Here is a 20,877-nt window from a genome sequence, read left to right as displayed (position 1 = left end):
ACCCCCTTTGATTAAATTTTGTATTAAAGAAAAAATGAATCTATAAGTAATTAAACTTAGTCTAATACACGCCCTGAATAGTAGCAATAGTCTTAGACGTAGGGTTGTGTGAAGTTATACTGAAAGATGTGTTAAAACGTTGATATTAAGGTATTTTAAAATGTCGGAATTTTAGAGAATCAAAGTAGAGTTACCTCTATAAGAGTGGTCTTATTTGATATATTTTACTGCGCTACTTTAGCAAGAAAAAGTGATTTATAGACGTAAAAAAGGAGCGGGACAGAAATTAAAGTAATTTCGTTGTCCCGCCCTGGCAAGGATGACTAGATTTGATTACATTTTCAAATCAGTCAGCTACTGCCAAAATGCTAAAGTAGGCTGAGACATTTTATTATGTCCCAGCCACTTTTCTTAATAAACCTCTATTTAAATTTTAGATTAGTCATTTACTGGACGGATTTCAGTTTTACCACCCATGAATGGTACTAATGCTTCTGGGATTGTAATTGAACCGTCTTCGTTTTGATAGTTTTCAACGATAGCTGCGAATGTACGACCAACTGCAAGACCACTACCATTTAATGTGTGTGCTAATTCTGGTTTAGCAGAAGCGTCACGTTTGAAGCGGATGTTTGCACGACGCGCTTGGAAATCAGTACAGTTTGAGCAAGAGCTGATTTCTTTATAGTCGTTGTAACTTGGTAACCAAACTTCTAAGTCGTAAGTTTTACTTGCACTGAAACCGATATCTCCAGTACATAAGATAACACGACGGTATGGTAAACCTAATTCTTCTAAGATAGCTTCAGCATTTTGAGTCATATCTTCTAAAGAATCCCAAGAATTTTCTGGTTGTTCGAAACGAACCATTTCAACTTTGTCGAATTGGTGTAAACGGATTAAACCTCTTGTATCTCTACCAGCTGAACCCGCTTCACTACGGAAACATGCAGTTTGAGCAGTGAATCTTTCAGGTAACACGCCTGGTTGGATGATTTCGTCTCTGTAGAAGTTTGTTAATGGAACTTCTGCAGTTGGGATTGTGTATAAACCTTCTTTTTCAACTTTAAATAAGTCTTCTTCGAATTTAGGTAATTGACCTGTACCGAACATAGTATCTGCATTAACTAATTGAGGTGTCATCATTTCAGTATAACCGTGCTCAGTTGTATGTTTAGTAAGCATGTAGTTCATTAACGCACGTTCTAATAACGCACCGTCTCTAGTTAAGTAAACGAAACGTGCACCTGAGATTTTTGCAGCTCGCTCGAAGTCAGCCATTTTTAATTCTTCAACTAAGTCCCAGTGTGCTTTAGGTTCGAAATCGAACTCACGAGGCGTACCCCATTTTTTGATTTCTACGTTATCTTCATCAGAGTCACCTTGTGGTACATCGTCTGCGATTAAGTTAGGGATGCGAATTAAGATGTCTCTAATTTTATTATCTACTTCATTTAATTTAGCGTCGTTTTCTTTGATTTCATCGCCAAGTTCACGCATTTCTTTGATAACGTCATCAGCATTTTCTTTATTACGTTTCTTTTGAGCGATTTCATCACTTACTTTGTTACGACGTGCTTTCATTTCTTCAGTCTTACCAATTAATTCACGACGTTGGTTATCTAATTCTAATACTTCGTCGACAACCTTTGGATCGTCTCCACGTAACTCAATTTTACTCTTAACTTTGTCAGTTTCATCTCTAAATTGTCTGATATCTAACATTTAACATTCATCCTTCCCATTTTTGAAAAAATTATTAAGAATGGTCGCTACTTTTAAATAAATAAAAAAAGACCACATCCCTCACAAGGGACGTGGTCTACGCGTTGCCACCCTATTTAACAATTTAATACATAGATCATGCACTAAATTGCACTTTACTAAAATAACGGTTATTACCGATTGCTCACAATTGTAGGTAGATTCGCATAATCATTAATTACTTGTTCACACTCAACACAAGCTCTCTGAAATTAACGTGTTATGTTACTTGGCCTACGAACAATAACTTATTAAGTTATTTTTAATATAGCAAAGTCTTTTAGAATTTTCAAGCAATTGCTAATGTTAAATTTTCATTTAAGTAAACGCTATCATTTTCAATAATTCAGACTTTTAATTATTTCTCAGAATAGTGTTGACGAAAGTCTCTAGCAGGTATAGTATTTTCTATTGTATTTAAAGCTCATAAATGGCTGATCTTTCGCTACAGATTTAGAGTTCAGACATTGAAAATATAGGTAAAAACAGGGGCTTGGACGTAAAGAATATACACATTGTCCGGACCTCATAGATAGGGAGGGTTTTGTTCATGGAAACATTAACTACTGTTAATATTCCAAAACGTAAAGATGAAACACATAAAGGCGATTACGGTAAAATCTTGTTAATCGGTGGTAGTGCGAACTTAGGTGGCGCTATTATGTTAGCTGCTCGTGCTTGTGTATTTAGCGGCAGTGGTTTAATTACAGTCGCTACACATCCAAATAATCATGCAGCTATTCATTCACGCTGCCCAGAAGCAATGGTAACAGATATTAACGATACAAAAATGTTAACAAAGCTCATTGAAAATACAGATAGTATCTTAATTGGTCCGGGACTTGGCGTAGACTTCAAAGGTAATAATGCGATTACTTTCTTACTACAAAATATTCAACCTCACCAAAACTTAATTGTTGATGGAGATGCGATTACAATATTTAGTAAGTTGAAACCAGACATTCCAACATGTCGTGTTATCTTTACGCCACATCAAAAAGAGTGGGAACGTTTAAGTGGTATTCCTATTGAAGAACAAACTTATGAACGTAATAGAGAAGCTGTAGACAAATTAGGCGCTACAGTAGTCTTAAAAAAACATGGTACAGAAATCTATTTTAAAGATGAAGATTATAAACTTTCAATTGGTACACCTGCCATGGCAACAGGTGGCATGGGTGACACACTTGCTGGTATGATTACAAGCTTTGTAGGCCAATTCGATAGCTTAAAAGACGCCGTAACAAGTGCTACTTATACACATAGTTATATTGGCGAAAAGCTCTCAGAAAAAATGTACGTTGTACCACCTTCACGCTTGATTAGTGAAATACCATACGTCATGAAAGAATTAGAACACTAAGACTTGAAATAAAAACGCTCTGACCTTCTTATTGAAAGAAACTCAGAGCGTTTATTTTATATAAAACTAGAAGTCGTAAATTTGAATCTATTTTTCCTTAACTAAATAGTTCTAAAATGGATAATGAAACGTAGTTGCATAGACTCCTATATTGATTGTTAATGAACATAAGTGCTATGCACTTATGTAAGTAGTTCTAAAATGGATAATGAAACGTAGTTGAGTGACGCCTGAAGGATTAATTTATTAATGAACGTAAATGCTTCCTCACTTACGTAAGTAGTTCTAAGATAGATAACGAAACGTAGTTGCGTAGACTCCTAGGGTAGCAGTGCCAGTCGAAGACTACAGGCTGAGACGGCACCCCAGGAACGCGTAGCAACTTAAGTGAGTTAATATCTATCTAAGAACTACTTTACAAGACCAAGGCTCAACCCATCCCCCTAGGCAAGCATCTCAAATTAAGCAAGTAGACATCTATCTAAAAACTATATAAAAATTAAGACTACCTTCATGAGAGGGTAGTCTTATTTTTAAATTATTATTCGTTATCACTGTCGTTTTCTGAACTATTTTCAATATCTTCATTCACACGATCCATGAAGTCTTGTCTAAGTTCAACGCGTTCATTACTATCATCTTCTGTTGTTTCCGTATGAAGTGCATTACCTGGCGTAGCATCATCTACAACATGTTCACTTGGGCTTTCTGTACTTTCCGCATTAGATGTACCTTCTGCTTGAGCCGCTTCTGTCGTATCTTCATCTTCTGTATTGTCTTGAACCTTAGCTACAGTTGAAACAGAGTGATCCTCGCCTAATTTCATTAGACGCACACCTTGTGTTGAACGGCCAGTTTGTGAAATGTCGTCTACTTGTAAGCGAATAATAACACCACCATTTGTAACCATCATTAAATCTTCATCGCCAGTTACTGTAGTGATACATACGATATTACCATTACGCTCTGTTATAGTAGCTGTTTTAACACCTTTACCACCACGATTAGATAAGCGGTATTCACTTACTGGCGTACGTTTACCGTAACCATTTTCAGTAACAACTAAAACTTCATCTTCACTGTCTGCATGCGCGACGTCTAAACCAACTACAACGTCGTCTTCACGTAATGAAATACCTCTTACACCGGCAGCTGTACGACCTAATGGACGTAAACTATTCTCAGAGAAGCGAATCAATGATGCATGAGATGTACCAATTAGGATATCTTGGCTACCATCTGTTAAGCGTACCGCAATGAGTTCATCATCTTCTTTGAAACCAATCGCAATCTTACCATTCTTATTAATATGTGAGAAATTACTTAACGCAGAACGTTTCACAATACCGTTCTTAGTCGCAAATACTAAGAAACTATCCTCATCTTCAAGATCTCTTACCGCAATCATTGTACTAATTGTTTCGTCATTCTCAAGTTCAATCGCATTGATAACTGGAATACCTTTAGATTGACGAGAAAGTTCTGGCACTTCATAACCTTTAAGTTTATAAACACGACCTTTATTCGTGAAGAATAATACATTGTCATGTGTACTTAGCGTAACTAATTGGCTGACAAAGTCTTCTTCAAGCGTGTTCATACCTTGCACGCCACGTCCACCTCTGTTCTGAGAACGGTACGTTGAAACAGGTAGACGTTTAATGTAGTTATTATGACTTAATGTAATGACGATTTGTTCTTCTGGAATTAAGTCTTCATCTTCTAAATCATCTAAACCACCTAATTGAATTTCTGTACGACGTCCATCGCCGAAACGCTCTTTAATTTCAGTTAATTCATCGCGGACTAATTGAAGTAACACTTCTTCGTCTGCTAGAATCTCCTCTAATTCAGCAATATAGCTTAATAACTCATTATATTCTGATTCAATCTTGTCGCGTTCTAAACCTGTTAAACGTCTTAAACGCATATCAAGAATAGCTTGTGCTTGGCGTTCTGAAAGCTTAAAGCGTTCTTGTAACGTCTCCATAGCGATTTTATCTGTGTCAGATTCACGAATGATAGAAATGATTTGATCGATATGGTCTAACGCAATACGTAGACCTTCTAAAATGTGTGCACGATCTTTCGCTTTCTTCAAGTTGTATTCAGTACGACGACGTACTACAATCTTTTGATGTTCTAAGTATTCTACTAACGCTTCTTTTAAGTTAATTAGTTTAGGACGGCCATTTACAAGGGCAATCATATTCACACCAAATGATGTTTGTAATGGTGTTTGTTTGTATAAATTATTAAGAATAACATTCGCATTAGCGTCTTTACGTACATCAATCACAACTCTTACACCTGTACGTAAACTTGTTTCATCACGTAAGTCTGTAATACCTTCGATTTTTTTATCACGTACAAGTTCTGCAATTTTTTCAATCATACGTGCTTTATTCACTTGATATGGAATTTCAGTGACTACGATACGTTGACGACCGCCACCACGTTCTTCAATTTCTGCACGTGCTCGCATTTGAACGGAACCACGTCCTGTTTCGTAAGCACGTCGAATACCACTTTTCCCTAAAATTAAGCCCGCTGTAGGGAAGTCAGGGCCTTGGATATCTTCCATAAGTTCAGCGATTGTAACATCTGGATTCTTACTTAAATGTAATACACCATCAATGACTTCAGTTAAGTTATGAGGAGGAATATTAGTAGCCATACCTACTGCGATACCTGAAGCACCGTTCACTAAAAGGTTAGGGAAACGAGAAGGTAAGACTTCCGGCTCTCTTTCAGTACCATCATAGTTATCTAAAAAGTCAATTGTATCTTTATTGATGTCGCGTAACAGTTCCAATGTAATCTTTGTCATTTTGGCTTCTGTATAACGCATAGCCGCAGCACCATCGCCGTCCATTGAACCAAAGTTACCTTGACCATCTACAAGTGGATAACGATAGCTAAACGTTTGTGCCATTCGGACCATGGCATCATAAATTGAAGAGTCACCGTGAGGGTGATATTTACCCATTACGTCCCCAACGATACGAGCTGATTTCTTATAAGGTTTGTCAGGTGTCATCCCTTGTTCATTTAAACCATATAAGATACGACGGTGTACAGGTTTTAAACCATCACGCACATCAGGTAAAGCACGTGAAACGATAACGCTCATTGCATAGTCTAAAAATGATTCGCGCATTTCGCTGGTTATATTTCGTTCATTAATTCTTGATTGAGGTAAGTCAGCCATCAAGATATCCTCCTTCTATCATCACTTAAAAATGAATAGTCAGACTGTTAATACGTAAGATTGATTAACAGCCTGTGCTATAACTTATGCAAATAGGCAATCAATTAGAAATCTAAGTTTGCGTATACTGCATTTTCTTCAATAAATTGTCTTCGATTCTCAACAACGTCGCCCATTAACATTTCGAATGTTTGGTCGGCATCTAACGCATCTTCAAGTTTTACTTGTAACATCATGCGGTTTTCAGGATTCATCGTTGTTTCCCATAATTGATCCGCATTCATCTCTCCTAAACCTTTATAACGAGAAATTTGCCATTTAGGTGTAGGGTTAAGTTCTGATTTCAATTTGTCTAATTCACGGTCGTTAAATACATAGTATTTTTGTTTACCTTGTGTCAATTTGTACAATGGTGGTTGTGCGATGTAAACATATCCCGCTTCAATAAGTGGGCGCATGAAGCGATAAAAGAATGTTAATAATAACGTTCTGATATGTGCACCATCGACATCGGCATCTGTCATGATAACGATTTTATGATAACGTGCTTTAGAAATATCAAACTCGCCACCAATACCCGTACCAAATGCTGTAATCATTTGACGAATTTCATTGTTATTTAAGATACGGTCTAAACGTGCTTTCTCTACGTTTAAAATTTTACCTCTTAACGGTAAAATCGCTTGTGTTTTAGAGTCACGACCTTCTTTCGTAGACCCCCCGGCAGAGTCACCCTCTACTAAGAAGATTTCACTTTCTTCCGGTTTTTTACTAGAACAATCTGCAAGTTTACCTGGTAAGCTTGAGATTTCTAAGGCTGATTTACGACGTGTCACTTCACGTGCTTTTTTAGCAGCTACACGTGCGCGTGATGCCATAATTCCCTTTTCAACAATCGTTCTAGCCACATTAGGATGTTCGTATAAAAATCTTTCAAAGTGCTCTGCAAACAATTTATCCACAATTTGACGCACTTCAGAGTTACCTAATTTCGTTTTAGTTTGTCCTTCGAATTGAGGATCGCCGTGTTTAATTGAAACAACCGCAGTCAAACCTTCACGTGTATCTTCACCAGATAAGCGTTCTTTATCATCTTTAATGATCTTACTTTGTGTACCATAACTATTCAGTACACGTGTTAACGCACGTTTGAAGCCATCTTCATGTGTACCACCTTCGTACGTGTGAATGTTATTAGCGTAAGATAATAAATTCGTCGCATAGCCACTGTTGTATTGCATCGCAATTTCAATTTCTACGTCATCTTTAGTTTGGTGAATATAAATTGGCTCATCATGGATAGGCTCTTTATTCTCGTTTAATAATTCAACGTATGATTTAATACCACCTTCATAGTGATATGTATCTTCACGTTGTTCTTCTTCTTCACGTTCGTCTCTTAAAGTGATTGAAATGCCTTTATTTAAGAAAGCTAACTCTCTGATACGCTTTTGAAGTGTATCGTAATTATAAATTGTCGTTTCAGTAAAAATTTCCGCATCGGCTTTAAAGCGAATTACCGTACCTGTTTTATCAGTTGTGCCAACTTCTTTAAGATCAAATTGAGGTACGCCTCGTTTATAAGCTTGATGATAAATTGTATCGTTACGATGAACGTATACTTCTAACTGCTCTGATAAGGCGTTTACTACAGATGACCCTACGCCGTGAAGACCACCAGAAACCTTGTATCCGCCACCGCCGAATTTACCACCGGCATGTAATACAGTTAAGATAACCTCTACTGCTGGGCGTCCCATTTTTTCTTGTATATCAACAGGAATACCACGGCCATTGTCAGTTACTTTAATCCAATTGTCTTTTTCAATAATGACTTCTATTTTATTAGCATAACCAGCAAGTGCCTCGTCGATACTGTTATCCACGATTTCCCATACTAAATGGTGTAAGCCTCTTTCTGAAGTTGAACCAATATACATACCAGGTCTTTTACGAACCGCTTCTAGCCCTTCTAATACCTGTATCTGTCCAGCACCATAATTATCTGTGTTGTTTACATCTGACAATGTATTCACCATCACTTTCTATTACTTAATAATTTCACCTTGACTGATTCGGTAGAGTTTCGCATTATTCATAATCTCATGATCGATGCCCTCTACTGACGTTGTTGTTACAAAGGTTTGTACTTTATGTTGAATCGTACTTAATAAATGGGTTTGACGTGAGTCGTCTAACTCACTTAGTACGTCATCTAATAACAAGATGGGATATTCTCCTACTTCAATATTCATTAATTCTATTTCTGCTAACTTGATGGATAACGCCGTCGTACGTTGTTGCCCTTGTGAACCATACGTCTGAGCGTCCATTCCGTTGACGTTAAACCCTAGATCATCTCTATGCGGGCCATATAAACACACGCCACGCTCCATTTCGCGTTTAATATTGTCATTTAACAAAGTAAGCACTTCATCTAACAATTCGTTTTCATCTTTCTCCGCATCACTTAACTTAATACTTGGTAAATACTTTAACGACAGTGTTTCACGTTCATTTGTAATACCTGCATGAATAGGTTTAGCTAGAGATTCTAGCTCTTTTATAAAATGATCGCGTCTTAACGTCACATTAAGGGCATACTGTGCAAATTGATGATTTAACACTTCCAACATGGTGGTGTCCGTCTTCTGACCAAGTTGTAACTGCTTCAAATAGTTATTCTTTTGCTTAAGGATACGTTGATACTGAGCTAAATCGTTCAAATAAACGGCAGATATCTGACCTAATTCCATATCTATAAAACGACGACGTATTTGAGGAGAACCTTTAACAATATTTAAATCTTCGGGCGCAAAAAGAACCACATTAAGATGTCCAACATACTGCGTTAGACGACTTTGCTCTAAGTGGTTCACTTTAACTTGTTTACCTTTTTTAGTTATAAACATTGTCAGTGGCATTGTTCCGTGTCTATAACTTAGCTCACCCTCTATTTTAGCATAATCAGCGTTAAATCGTATGAGCTCCTTGTCATTAGAAGTACGATGACTTTTTGCCAAAGCTAGCGTATAAATTGATTCAAGTAAATTTGTCTTCCCTTGGGCATTTTCGCCAATAAGAATATTCACTTCAGGATGACAATTTAACGTAACCGCTTCATAGTTACGATAATTTTCTAGTTGGAGTGTTTTAAGCTTCATTGTTCACCTTGATGAATAATGATTACAGAATCAATTTCAGGAATATCAGGGAAATCAATTCGATCTTGGTCAGCTAGTTTCTTACCGCGACGTGTTTCACGTTCTCCGTTAATTAAGACTTCATAATCTTGTAAGAACCATTTGGCTTGTCCACCAGACTCTATGATGCCTTCTGTTTTAAGAAATTGACCTAACGTGATGTCGCCATCAACTATGACTTCTTGAACCAAAATAATCACTCCGTTTCTTTATGTGTCATTAATATATTATACCTTTTTTAGGATTAAATTTCATTTAAAATGGAATGTGAAACCGCTTACTTTATTAAAGTTTTTTACACTCTGATTTTGATTGAATTTTATCTAGAATTTAAGGCGTTTGAAGCGGCTTTTTTACTTTTGGAAAATGCTAAATCCATGTCCTGAGGATTTGCACATATCCAATTTTTAATTTTAAGGCCTATTTTAGCTTGAAAATGAGAAAAACAATATTTATCCACAAGTCACTAACTCTTTAGCCACAGTGAACGGCTGAGAGGGCTTAGAATGAATTTTCAAAGATAAATAAAAAGCAGGAAGGAAATCTAATTTACTAAAAAGATTTCACTATCCTGCTTCGATTATTTCTAATATGTTCTGATTGGTAAGATTAATTGTGTTACTGAATCATCTTCCTTAGGTTTAAGGATGAATGGTTTCATTGTGCCAAAGAATTCAACTTCAACTTCGTCATTGTCGATTGCTTTTAAAGCGTCCATCATGTAGCGAGAGTTGAACGAAATCTTTAAGTTGCCACCTTCAACATCCGTTGCTCTCACTTCTTCTTTTACAGTACCAATTTCAGGTGATGTAGAAGATAATTCTACTACTTCGTTACCTGTACTTAGTTTAATAACATTATTGCCGCCTTCACGTGCAAGTAATGAAGCACGGTCAATTGCGTGATAAAACTCGCCATTATCTAATCCTAATTTGATTTCATAGTTCTCTGGGAACAGACGTGTTGTATCCGGATAATGTCCCTCTAGTAGTCGAGAAATGAAGTTAACGTTGCCTACTTTGAATAACACTTGGTTAGATGCAAAGAAGATATCGATGTCTTCATCGCTGTCACTCATAATTTTGTTTAATTCAGATAAAGCTTTACCTGGAATAATCACATTTTTGTTTTCAGATGCATCTTCAAGTTTTAACTTTCTTACAGCCAAGCGGTGTGAGTCAGTTGCAGTGCATATTAATTCATTATCTTGTATAAGCCAGTTCACACCAGTTAATACTGGGCGTGTTTCTGAGGTGGACACTGCGAAATTCGTTTGCGCAATGATGTTTTTAAGTACTTTTACTGATAATTGAATCGCGTCATCACGTGAAACTTGTGGTAATAATGGGTATTGATCAGGATCTAAACCACTTAAGTTAAACTCTGAATGACCTGATGTAATTAGTGTTTGGAACTGTTCATTTGTTGATAATTTAACGTCTTTACCTGGTAATTTTTTAATAATATCTACGAAGAAACGACCAGGAAGTACTACAGAACCAGTTTCAGCAATAGTGACAATATCTTCACCATCTACTTGTTTAGGAATAGTGATTTCAATAGAGATTTCAGAATCTGAACCAGTTAGAATCACTTCATTATCTTTAGCGTCAATCTTGATACCTGTTAAGATTGGTAAAGTTGTTCTTGGTGAGATTGCTTTTAATGTGTCATTTAATTGAGTAATAAAATAATCTCTTCTAATTGTGAATTCCATTATTAATTAAACTCCTTCCAGTCGTTTATATATAAATTATATAGGTTTTAAAATCATAGTAATAGTAGTAGGGCTTGTGGATTAGTGGATATCTTATGAAAAGCCTGGAATGGCAAAGTTATACACATGTGGATAAACTGTTGATGGTGTGTATTACTTTTAAACATTATCCACATATCCCACTTTATATTTTAAAACAGCGAAATCAATTTTTAACTACAAAATTTAACTTCTAAGCCCGATTTTTATTTCTCAGTTTGTAAGCGTGAAATCTGTTATATAACAGTTATAACTTATTGCTTACGAATTTCTTTCTCCAGATCTTCCACTTCTTGTTTGAAAATACTATCTGCTTTAATATCATTAGCAATTTTTTCATGTGCATGAATTACTGTTGTATGATCGCGGCCACCAAATTCTTCCCCAATTTTTGGTAATGAAAAATCAGTTAGCTCTCTAGATAAGTACATTGCAATTTGGCGTGGATAAGCGATTGATTTCGTACGTTTCTTCGCACTAAAGTCTTCAAGGCGCACATTGTAGTAGTGACCAACAACTTTTTGAATGTCTTGAATTGAAATCTTTTTAGATTTAGGGACTTGAATAATGTCTTTAAGTGCTTCAGCAGCTAATTCAGTTGTGATAGGTCTTCCTTGAAGTTTTGAATAGGCAAGTAAACGCGTTAAAGCACCTTCTAATTCACGGATGTTAGATTGAATTTGATTTGCGATATAATTCAGCGCTTCAGCAGGAATTTCTAAATTCTCTTCTTCGATTTTCTTCTGAAGAATAGCCATACGAGTTTCATAATCAGGTGGCGTAATATCAACAATCAAGCCCCATTCAAAGCGTGAACGTAAGCGATCTTCAAGCTTTGCAATTTCTTTAGGTGGACGGTCACTTGAAATAACAATTTGTTTTTTATTTTGATGTAACTCATTAAAAGTATGGAAGAATTCTTCTTGTGTTTGCTCTTTATTCTGAATGAATTGGATGTCATCAATCAGTAAAACATCGATATTTCTGTATTTCTCTCTGAATGCTTCAGGTTCATTGTTACGAATAGATTTAATGAAGTCATTAGTAAATTTCTCACTAGAGGTATAAAGCACTTTGGCATTAGGTTGATTGCTTAATACATGATGTCCAATCGCATGCATTAAATGTGTTTTACCTAAACCAACGCCCCCGTAAATAAATAAAGGGTTATAGGCTTGAGCGGGTGCTTCTGCAACAGCTAAGCTTGCAGCATGAGGGAAACGGTTACCAGGTCCGATGACGAAAGTATCAAATGTGTTGTGAGTATTGAATTGATCAGTACCCTCATGAGGATCTTCAATCGTTTGAGTCGTAGCTTCTTTACTATGAGAAGATTTACGATTACTTTCATCGAGTTCAGCTAACTGTGCAGCAGTGAAAAATTTGGGATCAACTTCATAACCGATAATATCTTTCATAATGTTTTGAATAACATCTTTGTAATTCGCATTTAGCCAATCGGCGTAAAATTCCTCAATAACAAAGATGTATGCTACATTATCACGAATTTCTTTGAGTTCTGTATCTTTTAAAAACGTATTAAAAGTAGTCTTTGAGATTTCTGTTTGAGCAACCTCTAATACCTTTTTCCAAATTTCTTGTTCTGACATATATAAACTCCATCTTTCTATAAATTTAAGACTTATACACAGAAATTAGAATGAGTGGATAAAAATAATCACAGCATGTTAATAATTATCCACAAGTTAATAACAATCGGTGGATAACTTTAGTAATGCTATGATTTATTCACACTAATTATGTCTATAAAATCTATAAATAAATCCTGTAAAAATAATGAGTTAGACGACTTATCCACACAATTATACTTTTTAACCCGGACAGATGTCAATTGGCTGTGAATATGTTGTTAAATTAGGTATAAAGTTGTGAATAATGACTTGATTATCCACAATATTTCCAATACCATATGTGAATAAGTGGATAAAAATGAATGCCATTTTTCCAGAAACTAAAAATGTACTATAACAGTTTTGGGAAATAATTTATAAACGTGTATTAAAAATGAATAAAATTGGTCCGATGATGAGGAACTACAAATGTATAAATATTAATAATGAAGAAAATGCAAATTTTATAAAAAAAATGTAGGCTTGCTTTTAAATGCTGCTTGCTTTATAAATGGTAATTTGTTATATTGTAGTAGTTGCTTGAATTATGACTAGATAAAATTTAATTAAATCAAGAATTCTGATATCAGAAAGTATAATTTATCTATTAAAATAATCAGGTTCATTCAGATTAATAATGAACTGGATAATAAGTAGATGGAGGTGTTTTGCATGGTAAAACGTACTTATCAACCAAATAAACGTAAACATAGTAAAGTTCATGGTTTCAGAAAACGCATGAGCACTAAAAATGGCCGTAAAGTTTTAGCGCGTCGTCGTCGTAAAGGCCGTAAAGTTTTATCAGCATAAGATCACTGACTTCTCAGTGGTCTTTTTTTTCGTTTGAAAGGTAGTTTGAGGCGTCTCAATTATAAATTCAAACGCAGATAGTTAACTAGATAGATAAATTTAAAGTAGAGAATAAAATAAGCGAGTGATGTAAACGTGGAGAAGGCGTATCGTATAAAAAAGAATACGGATTTTCAAACTATTTATAAAAAGGGTAAATCCGTAGCAAACAGACAGTTCGTAGTTTACACCTACAATAGTAATAATGAACATTTTCGCTTAGGAATTAGCGTATCTAAAAAATTAGGAAATGCCGTAACTAGAAATAGAATTAAAAGAGCTATCAGAGAGAATTTTAAAGTACACAAACAAGATTTCATTGCTCGCGATATTATCGTAATAGCAAGACAACCTGCGAAAGATATGTCGACATTAGAAATACAAGGTAGTTTAGAGCACGTGTTGAAGATTGCGAAAGTATTTAATAAAAAGATAAAGTAAATCGCGAATACTACACAGACTTCAGTCTAACTTCAGACAACCCGAAGTCTTACCTAGATGCTATAAATCAAGATATTCGCATTTTCAAAAGAAACAAATTACAATGTTATAATGAAATTTTACTTGGATAAGGAGGCGAGGATAATCATGGATTTTGATACAATAACTAGTATTTCAACGCCGATGGGTGAAGGTGCTATTGGTATTGTCCGTTTATCTGGACCACAAGCAGTAGAAATTGGAGATAAGCTATATAAAGGAAAGAAAAAATTAGAAGACGTAGATTCACATACGATTAACTATGGGCATATAGTAGATCCAGAAACGAATGAAATTGTCGAAGAAGTAATGATTTCAGTCTTACGTGCGCCAAGAACATTTACGCGTGAAGATATTATTGAAATCAACTGTCACGGTGGTATTTTAACGATCAACCGTATTTTAGAACTTACAATGACGCATGGTGCTAGAATAGCTGAACCAGGTGAATACACTAAGCGTGCTTTCCTTAATGGACGTATTGATTTATCTCAAGCTGAAGCGGTAATGGATTTCATTCGTTCTAAAACAGATCGTGCTTCAAAAGTAGCAATGAACCAAATTGAAGGTCGTTTAAGTGATTTAATTAAACGCCAACGTCAATCTATTTTAGAAATTCTCGCACAAGTAGAAGTGAATATTGATTATCCTGAATATGACGATGTTGAAGATGCGACAACTGAATTCTTATTAGAACAGTCTAAAAAAATAAAAAACGAAATTAACCTTCTATTAGAAACTGGTACGCAAGGTAAAATCATGAGAGAAGGGCTTTCAACAGTTATTGTAGGTAAACCAAACGTAGGTAAATCTTCAATGTTAAATAACCTTATTCAAGATAATAAAGCCATTGTAACGGAAGTCGCAGGAACGACACGTGACGTCTTAGAAGAATATGTTAACGTCCGTGGCGTGCCATTAAGATTAGTGGATACGGCAGGTATTCGTGACACTGAAGATATTGTAGAGAAAATCGGTGTAGAACGTTCGCGTAAAGCATTAAGCGAAGCGGACTTAATCCTTTTTGTACTTAATAATAACGAACCGTTAACACAAGAAGATCGTACATTATACGAAGTCATTAAAAATGAAGATGCGATTGTTATTGTTAATAAAACTGATTTAGAACAAAAATTAGATATTGCAGAAGTGAAAGAAATGATTGGCGATACGCCACTTATTCAAACGTCTATGTTGAAACAAGAAGGTATCGATGAATTAGAAATTCAAATCAGAGATTTATTCTTTGGTGGCGAAGTTCAAAACCAAGATATGACTTATGTTTCTAATTCAAGACACATTTCGTTATTAAAACAAGCCAGACATGCCATTCAAGATGCTATTGATGCTGCTGAAGCAGGTATTCCAATGGATATGGTTCAAATTGATTTAACACGTACTTGGGAGCTACTTGGTGAGATTATTGGTGAATCTGCAAGTGACGAGTTAATCGATCAATTATTTAGTCAATTCTGTTTAGGTAAGTAGTTATAAATAAATATTAAAAAATCGAGACGGTAGGGTGTCTTAATTTTCATAAATAAAAAAAGTAGGAATATATGAAGGAGGTCAATAAAGTGGTTCAAGAATATGATGTAATTGTCATTGGAGCAGGTCATGCTGGGATTGAAGCAGGCCTAGCTTCAGCAAGACGTGGCGCTAAAACATTAATGTTAACAATTAACTTAGACAATATCGCCTTTATGCCATGTAACCCATCAGTAGGGGGACCAGCTAAAGGTATTGTAGTACGTGAGATTGACGCATTGGGTGGCCAAATGGCGAAAGCAATTGATAAAACGCATATCCAAATGCGTATGTTAAATACTGGGAAAGGCCCGGCAGTACGTGCATTAAGAGCACAGGCAGATAAAGTGTTATATCAACAAGAAATGAAACGTGTGATTGAAGATGAAGAGAATTTAGATATCATGCAAGGCATGGTAGATGAATTAATGATTGAAGATAACGAAGTTAAAGGTGTGCGCACAAATATTGGAACAGAATATCGTGCCAAAGCGGTTGTCGTTACTACAGGTACTTTCCTACGTGGTGAAATTATCTTAGGTAATATGAAATATTCAAGTGGACCGAACCACCAACTTCCTTCAATTACTTTAGCTGATAATTTAAGAGAGCTTGGCTTTGAAGTCGTGCGCTTCAAAACAGGTACACCACCACGCGTGAATTCTAAAACAATTGATTATTCTAAAACAGAAATCCAACCTGGTGATGATGTAGGACGTGCGTTTAGCTTTGAAACAACAGAATACATTTTAGATCAACTTCCATGTTGGTTAACGTATACAAATGATAAAACGCATAAAGTCATTGATGATAATTTACATTTATCAGCTATGTACTCAGGAATGATTAAAGGTACTGGCCCACGTTACTGTCCATCAATTGAAGATAAATTTGTGCGTTTCAATGATAAACCTAGACACCAACTTTTCTTAGAGCCTGAAGGTCGTAATACGAACGAAGTGTACGTTCAAGGTTTATCAACAAGCCTTCCAGAACACGTGCAACGCGAAATGTTAGCAACGATTCCTGGTCTTGAAAAGGCTGACATGATGCGTGCAGGTTATGCCATTGAATACGACGCAATCGTGCCAACGCAATTATGGCCAACATTAGAAACTAAAATGATTAAAAACTTATACACTGCGGGTCAAATTAACGGTACGTCAGGATACGAAGAAGCGGCAGGTCAAGGTATCATGGCAGGTATTAATGCTGCAGGTAAAGTTTTAGGTACAGGCGAAAAAATCTTAAGCCGTTCAGATGCATATATCGGTGTGTTAATCGACGACTTAGTGACAAAAGGTACAAACGAGCCATATCGTTTATTAACGTCTCGTGCTGAATATCGTTTATTACTTCGTCATGATAATGCAGACTTACGTTTAACAGATGTAGGTCATGAACTAGGAATGATTTCAGAAGAACGTTATGCGCGATTTAACGAAAAACGTCAACAAATTGAAGACGAAATTGAACGCTTAACAAATATTCGAATTAAACCTAATGAGCATACACAATCTGTTATTGAAGCAAATGGTGGTTCACGTCTTAAAGACGGTATCTTAGCTATTGATTTACTACGCCGTCCTGAAATGACTTATGATACAATCTTAGAAATCTTAGAAGAAGACCATAAATTACCTGAAGCGGTTGAAGAACAAGTCGAAATTCAAACGAAATATGAAGGTTATATCAATAAATCATTACAACAAGTTGAAAAAGTAAAACGTATGGAAGAGAAGAAAATTCCAGAAGACTTAGATTACAGTAAAGTGGATAGTTTAGCGACTGAAGCGCGTGAAAAATTAGCTGAAGTTAAACCGTTAAATATTGCACAAGCATCACGTATATCAGGCGTAAATCCAGCAGATATCTCAATCTTACTTGTGTATTTAGAACAAGGTAAATTGCAAAGGGTGAAAAGTTAATGAGTGGCGTAGAATGGCTATCCAAAGAATTAAGTGAACATGGAATTGAATTATCAGATAAACAAAAAGAACAATTTGAAACATATTATAAATTGCTTGTTGAATGGAATGAAAAAATGAATTTGACAAGTATTACGGATGAACATGAAGTTTATTTGAAACACTTCTATGATTCTATTACACCAAGCTTTTATTATGACTTTAACCAACCACTGACTATCTGTGATGTAGGTGCAGGCGCTGGATTCCCAAGTATTCCATTGAAAATTGTTTATCCAGAGTTAAAAGTAACTATCGTTGATTCTTTAAATAAACGAATTCAGTTCTTAAATCATTTAGCTGCTGAACTTGGTTTAACAGAAGTCAGCTTTGTCCACGATCGTGCCGAAACATTTGGTAAAGGTGTTAATCGAGAAACTTACGATGTAGTGACGGCACGTGCCGTAGCAAGATTAACTGTTTTAAGTGAATTATGCTTACCTTTAGTTAAAAAAGGCGGGCACTTCATCGCGTTGAAGTCTTCAAAAGGAGAAGAAGAGTTAGAAGAAGCGCATTATGGGATTGGTATTTTAGGTGGCGTCTTCAGTGATTCGTATACATTTGACTTACCTGAAGATGCTGGCGAAAGACAAATGATCATTATTGATAAACGTCGCCAAACGTCTAAAAAGTATCCTAGAAAGCCCGGTACGCCTAATAAATCTCCTTTATTAGAAAATTAATAGTGAACTCGTGTTAAAATTAATTTTAAGAGGAGTGAATGGATAATGAAAAAACCTTTTTCAAAATTATTTGGATTGAAAAATAAAGATGACATCGTTGGATACATTGAAGAAGATCGTAATTCAAGCGTTGAATCCATTCAAATTGAGCGTATCGTACCTAACCGTTATCAACCACGACAAGTCTTTGATGCGAGTAAAATTACAGAACTTGCTGAATCGATTGACGAACATGGATTATTACAGCCGATTGTTGTACGACCTATCGAAGAAAATATGTATGAAATTATCGCAGGTGAGCGACGCTTCCGTGCATTGCAATCCTTGCATAAAGCTCAAGCAGACGTGATTATTCGAAATATGAATGATGAAGAAACAGCAGTAGTTGCGTTGATTGAGAATATTCAACGTGAAAACTTGTCTGCGGTAGAAGAAGCGGAAGCTTATAAAAAGTTACTTGAGATTGGCGAAACAACACAAAGTGAACTTGCTAAGAGTTTAGGTAAAAGCCAAAGCTTTATTGCGAATAAATTAAGATTATTGAAATTAGCGCCGAAAGTCATTACGCGCTTACGAGAAGGTAAGATTTCAGAGCGTCATGCCCGTGCGGTGCTATCTCTTGAACATGAAGAACAAGAAAAGCTAATTGAACAAGTGATAAGCCAAAAATTAAATGTTAAACAAACAGAAGCCCGTGTAAAACAAAAAATCGGACCTGAAAAAGTTAAAGCTCAGAATTTCCAATTTGAGAAAGACTTAACACAAGCTCGAGATGAAGTTGGAAAAAGTATACAAGCTATCGAATCATCAGGTATACGCGTAGAACAACGTGATAAAGACCATGATGATTATTACGAAATTAAAATTAAAATTTATAAAAAGTAAAACTATCCTCCTTTCACAATATGCTAGATTTAGCTAAGCGTGAAAGGAGGTTTTTGTGTTTTGAGAAAAGAGTGATATGCATGAGAACAGATGTAATAATTTGAAAATTAATGATATTTCATTCGATATTTACAACTGAGTTGTTTAGTTTTACAATATTATTAAACGAAACGTTTCGTTTAATAATTAATGAAGAAGGGTTTCAAAGTGTTCTCAATTTCAAGTGCTATACTTCATTTTGTGATTGGCGGATTGGCAGTCGCCTTTGCTTCTATTATGGCTGAAAAAGTTGGAGGTAAAATGGGAGGTATTATTGCAACTATGCCCGCAGTCTACCTCGCAGCTATCATTGCATTAGCTATAGACCATCGTGGAGACAAGTTAGTTCAAATGTCGATTCATTTAAGTGCTGGTGCGGTTATCGGCATCATTTCATGTATTGTTACTGTCTTTTTAACTTCTCTCTACATCAGTAAAAGAGATTATAAACGAGGAACGATTTTTGCATTAATTTGCTGGGTCATTATTTCACTTTCTATTTTTGCAATTAGACATATTTCGTAATAGTTGGAGGCATTTTCAATGAAATTAGCATTTATCAAATTTCTTGTTGGTGGCATGGCAGTCACATTAAGCTATATTATTTCAGTTATTTTACCTTGGAAAGAATTAGGTGGAGTATTTGCTACATTACCTGCAGTCTTTTTAGTTTCATTATTTATTACGGGCATGCAACATGGCGACGTCATTGCGAAACACGTGAGTAGGGGCGCTGTTTTTGGAATGACTGGTGTGCTATTTAGTATCTTAGCCACTTGGGCGATGCTATACTATACTAATCAATGGTTATTAAGTATTGTAGTAGGATTTATCGTATGGTTTGTTAGTGCGGTAATCATATTTGAACTAGTAGAATTTATTGCACATTTAAGAAGGGGAAAACATGGCTGGAAGACCGAAAGATCCGACAATCAATCATAAAATATTTAATGAAATAGATAAGTTATTAGAAACGACACATTTTAGAGAAATTACAATTGATCAACTTGCAGAGAATACAGGTATATCTAAAGCTACAGTATATCGACGTTGGAAAGATAAATCCTCAATTATTGTAGATATGTTTGTCAGTCGAACTCAAGTTTTTGAACATGGATATGAAGATTTATATAGTGATTTATATTCATTTTTAGTAAGAATTATGGAAGTTTATAAAACAAATTTGGGACGCGCAGTTATTGAAATATTGATTAGTAATCAACAAAGTGAAGCTCGCGAATTGTTTATGAAAGGTTATTTTGAGAGTAATCGCAAGAGTTTAAAGGCTATCGTAGCTAGACATATTGATGAAGCGGATCAAGATATGTTTATTGATTTAATTTTTTCACCAATTTATTTTAATATTTTAATTAAACCTAATGTACTAGACGAAGATTATATCGAAAAAATGTTGAAAATTGTTTTGAAAGCTTATGAGAAGTGATACAAGGCTAAACATGTCTTGTGTCACTTTTATAGTATAAAAAAGGACCTAAGAAGAGCAAAGTCTTCTTAGGTC

17 protein-coding genes and 1 other annotated feature are annotated in these 20,877 nt (G+C 35.5%); of the genes, 10 read left to right on the top strand and 7 right to left on the bottom strand.

The window, feature by feature from the left end:
- Positions 1 to 438: 438 nt before the first annotated feature.
- Positions 439 to 1,725: a serine--tRNA ligase gene (gene serS / locus E2558_RS09385; protein WP_126564588.1), complete on the bottom strand. Its 1,287-nt coding sequence runs from the start codon at positions 1,723 to 1,725 to the stop codon at positions 439 to 441.
- Between the two features lie 83 nt (positions 1,726 to 1,808).
- Positions 1,809 to 2,013: a binding site (T-box leader), on the bottom strand.
- Positions 2,014 to 2,314: 301 nt separating this feature from the next.
- On the opposite strand from serS, the gene E2558_RS09380 reads away from it, so the two are divergent.
- Entirely contained in the window at positions 2,315 to 3,127 is an 813-nt protein-coding gene (locus tag E2558_RS09380; RefSeq protein ID WP_126564589.1) for an NAD(P)H-hydrate dehydratase, read from the top strand.
- Between the two features lie 541 nt (positions 3,128 to 3,668).
- Here E2558_RS09380 and gyrA read toward each other — a convergent pair.
- From gyrA to dnaA, 6 genes are all read right to left on the bottom strand, one after another.
- Positions 3,669 to 6,338, bottom strand: a complete 2,670-nt coding sequence (gene gyrA / locus E2558_RS09375; RefSeq protein WP_126564590.1) for a DNA gyrase subunit A — start codon at positions 6,336 to 6,338, stop codon at positions 3,669 to 3,671.
- A 104-nt stretch (positions 6,339 to 6,442) separates the two neighbouring features.
- Positions 6,443 to 8,377: a DNA topoisomerase (ATP-hydrolyzing) subunit B gene (gyrB, locus tag E2558_RS09370; protein WP_126564591.1), complete on the bottom strand. Its 1,935-nt coding sequence runs from the start codon at positions 8,375 to 8,377 to the stop codon at positions 6,443 to 6,445.
- Between the two features lie 9 nt (positions 8,378 to 8,386).
- Positions 8,387 to 9,502: a DNA replication/repair protein RecF gene (gene recF, locus E2558_RS09365; protein WP_126564592.1), complete on the bottom strand. Its 1,116-nt coding sequence runs from the start codon at positions 9,500 to 9,502 to the stop codon at positions 8,387 to 8,389.
- Complete coding sequence (gene yaaA, locus E2558_RS09360; RefSeq protein ID WP_186805210.1) at positions 9,499 to 9,741, bottom strand: S4 domain-containing protein YaaA; 243 nt, start codon at positions 9,739 to 9,741, stop codon at positions 9,499 to 9,501. The genes recF and yaaA overlap by 4 nt, the downstream gene beginning before the upstream one ends.
- 386 nt (positions 9,742 to 10,127) lie before the next feature.
- Entirely contained in the window at positions 10,128 to 11,261 is a 1,134-nt protein-coding gene (gene dnaN, locus E2558_RS09355; protein ID WP_126564594.1) for a DNA polymerase III subunit beta, read from the bottom strand.
- A 290-nt stretch (positions 11,262 to 11,551) separates the two neighbouring features.
- Positions 11,552 to 12,907, bottom strand: a complete 1,356-nt coding sequence (dnaA, locus tag E2558_RS09350) for a chromosomal replication initiator protein DnaA (protein WP_126564595.1) — start codon at positions 12,905 to 12,907, stop codon at positions 11,552 to 11,554.
- A gap of 693 nt (positions 12,908 to 13,600) precedes the next feature.
- Between dnaA and rpmH the strand changes: the two genes are divergently transcribed.
- The 9 genes from rpmH to E2558_RS09305 all read left to right on the top strand — a co-directional run bounded on the left by rpmH (position 13,601) and on the right by E2558_RS09305 (position 20,802).
- The gene (rpmH, locus tag E2558_RS09345; protein WP_000240855.1) at positions 13,601 to 13,738 is read left to right on the top strand and encodes a 50S ribosomal protein L34; all 138 of its coding nucleotides are present in this window, start codon (positions 13,601 to 13,603) and stop codon (positions 13,736 to 13,738) included.
- A 135-nt stretch (positions 13,739 to 13,873) separates the two neighbouring features.
- On the top strand, positions 13,874 to 14,218 hold the full coding sequence (gene rnpA, locus E2558_RS09340; RefSeq protein ID WP_126564596.1) for a ribonuclease P protein component: 345 nt from the start codon (positions 13,874 to 13,876) through the stop codon (positions 14,216 to 14,218).
- Between the two features lie 147 nt (positions 14,219 to 14,365).
- Positions 14,366 to 15,745: a tRNA uridine-5-carboxymethylaminomethyl(34) synthesis GTPase MnmE gene (gene mnmE, locus E2558_RS09335; RefSeq protein ID WP_126564597.1), complete on the top strand. Its 1,380-nt coding sequence runs from the start codon at positions 14,366 to 14,368 to the stop codon at positions 15,743 to 15,745.
- An 89-nt stretch (positions 15,746 to 15,834) separates the two neighbouring features.
- Positions 15,835 to 17,712: a tRNA uridine-5-carboxymethylaminomethyl(34) synthesis enzyme MnmG gene (gene mnmG / locus E2558_RS09330; RefSeq protein WP_126564598.1), complete on the top strand. Its 1,878-nt coding sequence runs from the start codon at positions 15,835 to 15,837 to the stop codon at positions 17,710 to 17,712.
- Positions 17,712 to 18,434: a 16S rRNA (guanine(527)-N(7))-methyltransferase RsmG gene (rsmG, locus tag E2558_RS09325; RefSeq protein ID WP_126564599.1), complete on the top strand. Its 723-nt coding sequence runs from the start codon at positions 17,712 to 17,714 to the stop codon at positions 18,432 to 18,434. The genes mnmG and rsmG overlap by 1 nt, the downstream gene beginning before the upstream one ends.
- 45 nt (positions 18,435 to 18,479) lie before the next feature.
- Complete coding sequence (gene noc, locus E2558_RS09320) at positions 18,480 to 19,319, top strand: nucleoid occlusion protein (RefSeq protein ID WP_126564600.1); 840 nt, start codon at positions 18,480 to 18,482, stop codon at positions 19,317 to 19,319.
- Between the two features lie 189 nt (positions 19,320 to 19,508).
- Positions 19,509 to 19,883 carry a DUF3147 family protein gene (locus E2558_RS09315; protein ID WP_371869284.1) on the top strand — a complete coding sequence of 125 codons (375 nt, stop codon included), beginning with the start codon at positions 19,509 to 19,511 and terminating at the stop codon, positions 19,881 to 19,883.
- 18 nt (positions 19,884 to 19,901) lie between these two features.
- Complete coding sequence (locus E2558_RS09310) at positions 19,902 to 20,300, top strand: DUF3147 family protein (RefSeq protein ID WP_103297295.1); 399 nt, start codon at positions 19,902 to 19,904, stop codon at positions 20,298 to 20,300.
- Entirely contained in the window at positions 20,263 to 20,802 is a 540-nt protein-coding gene (locus E2558_RS09305; protein WP_126564601.1) for a TetR/AcrR family transcriptional regulator C-terminal ligand-binding domain-containing protein, read from the top strand. Before E2558_RS09310 ends, E2558_RS09305 begins: the two co-directional genes overlap by 38 nt.
- Positions 20,803 to 20,877 lie beyond the last annotated feature (75 nt).

Origin of the sequence: Staphylococcus pragensis (assembly GCF_004785665.1) — a bacterium.
GTDB lineage: Bacteria > Bacillota > Bacilli > Staphylococcales > Staphylococcaceae > Staphylococcus > Staphylococcus pragensis.
Note: the sequence above shows the minus strand (reverse complement) of the source record. Positions and strands in the feature narration are given on the sequence as shown.

What these genes read in the sequence shown, in the direction of transcription:
- E2558_RS09305 (WP_126564601.1), top strand. Translation starts at nt 20,263, where the DNA reads ATGGCTGGAAGACCGAAAGATCCGACAATCAATCATAAAATATTTAAT.
- rsmG (WP_126564599.1), top strand. Translation starts at nt 17,712, where the DNA reads ATGAGTGGCGTAGAATGGCTATCCAAAGAATTAAGTGAACATGGAATT.
- E2558_RS09315 (WP_371869284.1), top strand. Translation starts at nt 19,509, where the DNA reads ATGAAGAAGGGTTTCAAAGTGTTCTCAATTTCAAGTGCTATACTTCAT.
- gyrB (WP_126564591.1), bottom strand. Translation starts at nt 8,377, where the DNA reads ATGGTGAATACATTGTCAGATGTAAACAACACAGATAATTATGGTGCT.
- gyrA (WP_126564590.1), bottom strand. Translation starts at nt 6,338, where the DNA reads ATGGCTGACTTACCTCAATCAAGAATTAATGAACGAAATATAACCAGC.
- mnmE (WP_126564597.1), top strand. Translation starts at nt 14,366, where the DNA reads ATGGATTTTGATACAATAACTAGTATTTCAACGCCGATGGGTGAAGGT.
- rpmH (WP_000240855.1), top strand. Translation starts at nt 13,601, where the DNA reads ATGGTAAAACGTACTTATCAACCAAATAAACGTAAACATAGTAAAGTT.
- recF (WP_126564592.1), bottom strand. Translation starts at nt 9,502, where the DNA reads ATGAAGCTTAAAACACTCCAACTAGAAAATTATCGTAACTATGAAGCG.
- E2558_RS09380 (WP_126564589.1), top strand. Translation starts at nt 2,315, where the DNA reads ATGGAAACATTAACTACTGTTAATATTCCAAAACGTAAAGATGAAACA.
- dnaA (WP_126564595.1), bottom strand. Translation starts at nt 12,907, where the DNA reads ATGTCAGAACAAGAAATTTGGAAAAAGGTATTAGAGGTTGCTCAAACA.
- noc (WP_126564600.1), top strand. Translation starts at nt 18,480, where the DNA reads ATGAAAAAACCTTTTTCAAAATTATTTGGATTGAAAAATAAAGATGAC.
- serS (WP_126564588.1), bottom strand. Translation starts at nt 1,725, where the DNA reads ATGTTAGATATCAGACAATTTAGAGATGAAACTGACAAAGTTAAGAGT.
- E2558_RS09310 (WP_103297295.1), top strand. Translation starts at nt 19,902, where the DNA reads ATGAAATTAGCATTTATCAAATTTCTTGTTGGTGGCATGGCAGTCACA.